General features: G+C 46.8%; 5 protein-coding genes, 1 tRNA gene and 1 pseudogene. 5 read left to right on the top strand and 2 right to left on the bottom strand.

Annotation, left to right across the window (positions count from 1 at the left end; all coding sequences use genetic code 11):
- Positions 1-514 (bottom strand): hypothetical protein (locus tag OSCI_RS23240; protein ID WP_039962906.1); only part of this gene is annotated, 514 nt, incomplete at its 3' end.
- A gap of 195 nt (positions 515-709) precedes the next feature.
- Here OSCI_RS23240 and psbZ point away from each other — a divergent pair.
- The 5 genes from psbZ (at position 710) to OSCI_RS23265 (ending at position 3,707) form a co-directional block, all read left to right on the top strand.
- Positions 710-904 carry a photosystem II reaction center protein PsbZ gene (psbZ, locus tag OSCI_RS23245; RefSeq protein WP_007357618.1) on the top strand — a complete coding sequence of 65 codons (195 nt, stop codon included), beginning with the start codon at positions 710-712 and terminating at the stop codon, positions 902-904.
- Positions 905-1,049: 145 nt separating this feature from the next.
- Entirely contained in the window at positions 1,050-1,628 is a 579-nt protein-coding gene (gene ribH / locus OSCI_RS23250; protein ID WP_007357619.1) for a 6,7-dimethyl-8-ribityllumazine synthase, read from the top strand.
- A 166-nt stretch (positions 1,629-1,794) separates the two neighbouring features.
- Positions 1,795-1,866, top strand: a tRNA-Gly gene (locus OSCI_RS23255).
- Between the two features lie 166 nt (positions 1,867-2,032).
- Positions 2,033-2,437: a hypothetical protein gene (locus OSCI_RS28790; RefSeq protein WP_007357620.1), complete on the top strand. Its 405-nt coding sequence runs from the start codon at positions 2,033-2,035 to the stop codon at positions 2,435-2,437.
- A 4-nt stretch (positions 2,438-2,441) separates the two neighbouring features.
- Positions 2,442-3,707 (top strand): glutamate-5-semialdehyde dehydrogenase, encoded by a 1,266-nt coding sequence (locus OSCI_RS23265; RefSeq protein WP_007357621.1) that lies wholly within the window; start codon positions 2,442-2,444, stop codon positions 3,705-3,707.
- A gap of 110 nt (positions 3,708-3,817) precedes the next feature.
- Here the strand turns inward: OSCI_RS23265 and OSCI_RS29225 are convergent.
- A pseudogene (locus OSCI_RS29225) lies at positions 3,818-3,963 on the bottom strand (photosystem II q(b) protein); the annotation flags it as partial.

A 3,963-nucleotide genomic window follows, 5' to 3' on the forward strand; every position in this document is an offset into this window, starting at 1 on the left:
AGGTAGGGAAGATGGAACAGGGAAGACGCAGATTTAACTTCCTCATCCCCCTCCCTGCCTCCCCCGCCTCCCCCGCTCCCCCTCTCCCCCTGCCCCCCTGCCCCCCCGCCCCCCCGCTCTTTTCTGCTAAACGGAGCTTTTCTACAATCAGAGTGGTAGTAGCGCCTACTGGTTCTATGTGGGTAGTTGTAGCTGGGATGTCCAGATGGATGTTGAGGTGATGGTCGTAGACAGTAATCTCTTGTAGGTGGGGTAAATCCAGCCACTCAGCAGCTTTTCCCAAGCGATCGCGAGCTGTAGTATCTACTATGGCAATAGAACGAATTAGTTTTGGATTGACCGAACGACGTTCGATTAACGGGTACTCGTCTCGGTGGAGAGCTAAAAAATCTCGGACAGTGGGATGGCACCCTCCAGTCAGGACAATCCTGCTGCCAGGATGTAGCACACAAAGCCCGACTGCGGCTCCAAGAGCGTCAAAATCTGCTGTAGTGTGGCACAAAATTAACTTCACGCTCAAAATCCAAAAACGCCAACTGAGAGAACCGAATTTCTGGTAGCTTACTACTGAGGGCTATATTTGCAAAGAGTTGAGCTAACACTTCCACAACTTCAAGGCGTGGGATTGTCACAGAGCAACTAATCAAAATTTAGCGCAAACCACCTGGAGTATTTCTACTTAGGGACTCTTGTATCGAAAAGGAGCAAAATGTTGTTATCAATCTTGTTTCAACTTGTTTTAACGGCTTTGGTTGTGTTGTCCTTTGTGATGGTTGTTGGCGTACCCGTCGCCTATGCCTCTCCTCAAAACTGGAACCAATCTAAAAGCCTACTTTACCTTGGTTCTGGTATCTGGATCGTTCTTGTGCTTGCTGTGGCGGCTTTGAACTTTTTGGTGGTTTGAGCCAAGCGAAGGAAGAAAGAAGAGGGAAGAAGGAAGACTGTGGCGCGGTTTTGAGATATTCCCCCACTTTACCAGTTTCTTCCCTCTTGCTCGCTTCTCTACGTCTCTACTTCCGCACTTGACCAATTAATTAACAACTACTGACATGGCCGTTTTTGAGGGGAATTTTACTGAGACAGAATCTTTTAAGTTTGCATTTGCGATCGGTCGCTTTAATGATTTGATTACTAGCAAGCTGTTGGAAGGTGCTCAAGATTGTTTAAAGCGTCATGGTGTAGATCCGAATCCTCACGGTACTCAGGTGGATTATGTTTGGGTGCCAGGAAGTTTTGAGGTGTCTATGGTTGCTCACCAAATGGCTCTCACTCGCCGCTACGATGCGGTAATCTGTTTGGGGGCTGTGATTCGAGGTCAAACTCCTCATTTTGATTTTGTGGCGGCTGAGGTGTCTAAGGGTATTGCTGCTGCTAGTTTTCAGACTGGGGTACCGGTAATTTTCGGTATTGTGACGGCGGATACGATGCAGCAAGCTCTGGAACGAGCAGGAATTAAAAGCAATAAGGGCTGGGATTATGCAATGGCGGCTTTGGAAATGGCGAGTTTGATGCGTCAAATTAAGGGTCAAGGTGGGGACTCCCACAGTCAACTTGCTGGGGCCCCAACTGCTGCTCAAGCTTTGTCGATTGCCGGAAACCGGGCAATTGCGCCGGAAATCTTGGAATAACGCCATATTGGTTGAGAATGGGGTGCGGGAAATGTGCCTTCACAAATCTTTGCACTGCCCTACCTCCCCCTCTTGCCTACTGCTAACAAAATTGCTGGAAAAAATTTCTAAAATAGACTTGACAAATCAAGCTGATTTTGAGATTATTATATTTACCGCAATCAATGCGGGTGTAGCTCAGTGGTAGAGCGTCACCTTGCCAAGGTGAATGTCGCGCGTTCGAATCGCGTCACCCGCTTTAGAATGATATCAATATTAAGTTAAGAAGTAAACTTGGGAGTTCTATTTACAGGCTTTTCCCTTGAACCTTAACATTTGGTGAAGGAAGGAAAGCTTATGATAGAATCATATTCGATATCTTTAAGATCGTCTCTGCATAAACGCTTTTGATTCTACGATCGCTCGTGCCATCTCAGAAAGCTCAAAAGATTGATTTAAATGGTGACTACCCTTGCCCCTGCCGGCGGCGAGGTCGTTTGGTACCGATCGCGCTGACAGAAGCCTTTGGATGCAATCGCTGTCAGCAAATTTTTGTATTGGATGAGAGCGGCTATATAATTGAACAGCTCTCGACTAACTATCCTTATAAGCAAGCTTGGCGTTGGAGTGGCCACCATTGGAACAGAGCGCATCCGGGTTTGAAGGCGCACTACTTGCCGTTGGCTTTGGTAATGATTTTGGTACCCTTGGTGATTTGGCTGCCCTTGGCGCTGCGATCGCCTGGTACAAATATCATTCTCTGGGCGATGGTAGCGGTGCTGCTAGCGATGCTGCCAGCGCTTATGGTCTGGCTGGCTTACAGACGTTAGCGTGATGACAAGCGAAGATTCTACCTCGACACAAGCTTCGATAAGTGCTGCTCGCCGCGCTTACCAAGCCTCATTAGAATTGGCGGGGGTTAAGGGGACTGTTCGTGCTGCGGCTTTGCAGGCGATGGCGCGGGAACTTAAAGCTCGGCAGAATGACATTTTAGAAGCAAATACTCTGGATTTAGAAGCTAGTCGGGAGATGGCAATCCCCGAATTGATTGTAGAGTGGCTAAAACTCACGCCAGAAAGGGTGCAAACAACAGTGCAGATTCTCCAGCGACTAGGAGAAATGCCCGATCCAATTGGCAAAGTGGTGAGTGCTTCTTACCAGGCAGATCAATGTCAGGTGTACTGCCAACAGATTCCCCTGGGAGTAATAGCTTTAATTTACGAAGCATTCCCGGAGTTAGCAGCGATCGCAGCGGGTTTGTGTCTGAAAAGTGCTAATAGTTTAATTCTCAAAGGGGGAACTGAGGCGAGTCACTCGAATACGGTAATTGCGGAAGCTTTACAGTCAGCGATCGATGAGGTGGGTTTGCCTGTAGGCTCTTTAGAAATATTACCTGCCGATCGCGGTGCGTCAATTCGAGATTTAGTCACCCAAGACCAATATATAAATTTAATAATTCCCTACGGTCGCCCTAGTTTAGTACAGCAAGTAGTGCGACAGTCTACCGCGCCAGCGTTGAGGTCGGCTATGGGTAATTGTTATCTCTATTGGTCGCCTACTGGTAGTTTAGAAATGGCGAGGTGGATGATTTTAGATAGCCATCAAAGCGAACCAGATCCAGTGAATGCGATCGAGAAAGTGTTGATTGACCCAAATCAAAAGCCTTCTTCTTTAGTGCGACTGTGGAATAGTTTAAAGGAGAAAGGCTTTGAAATCAGGGGGGATGCCGATTTGGTGGCGGATTTTCCTGAGTTGAGACTGGCTGAGGTGGTGGAGTGGAATCAGCCTTATTTAAACAAAACAGTAGCGTTTAAGGTTGTAGAGGATTTAGAGGCTGCGATCGCATGGATTAATCGGTATAGCAGTGGTCATGCAGATAGTATCGCGACAGAATCTTACCAGGAAAGTCGCGAATTTGCCTTGGATGTTAATAGTGCTTCTACTTTTATTAATGCCTCGCCTCGATTTTCACGCTATCAAAATCGGGGAGATGCTATCTTTTTGGGAATGTCTAATCAAAAGGGCTATAGGCGAGGATTGATTGGCCTGAAAACTTTGACGACTCTTAAACATATTGTTCAGGGGAATGGACAATTTTAGAGTCAGTGATTTTATCAGAGGAGGAAGAATAAAATATGAAGAAACAAATTTTATTCCAACAAAAAACGCCCTCACGAATGAGAGCGTTTCTTGTTACCAACAACTAAAACCTAGCCATTGATAGCAGGAGCAACCAAAGCAACTGGAGTAGACTCACCAGCCGCCAAATCGAGAGGGAAGTTGTGAGCATTACGCTCGTGCATTACTTCCATACCCAAATTAGCGCGGTTAATCACATCAGCCCAAGTATTGACCA

This window comes from Kamptonema sp. PCC 6506 (assembly GCF_000180455.1).
Lineage (GTDB): Bacteria > Cyanobacteriota > Cyanobacteriia > Cyanobacteriales > Microcoleaceae > Kamptonema > Kamptonema formosum.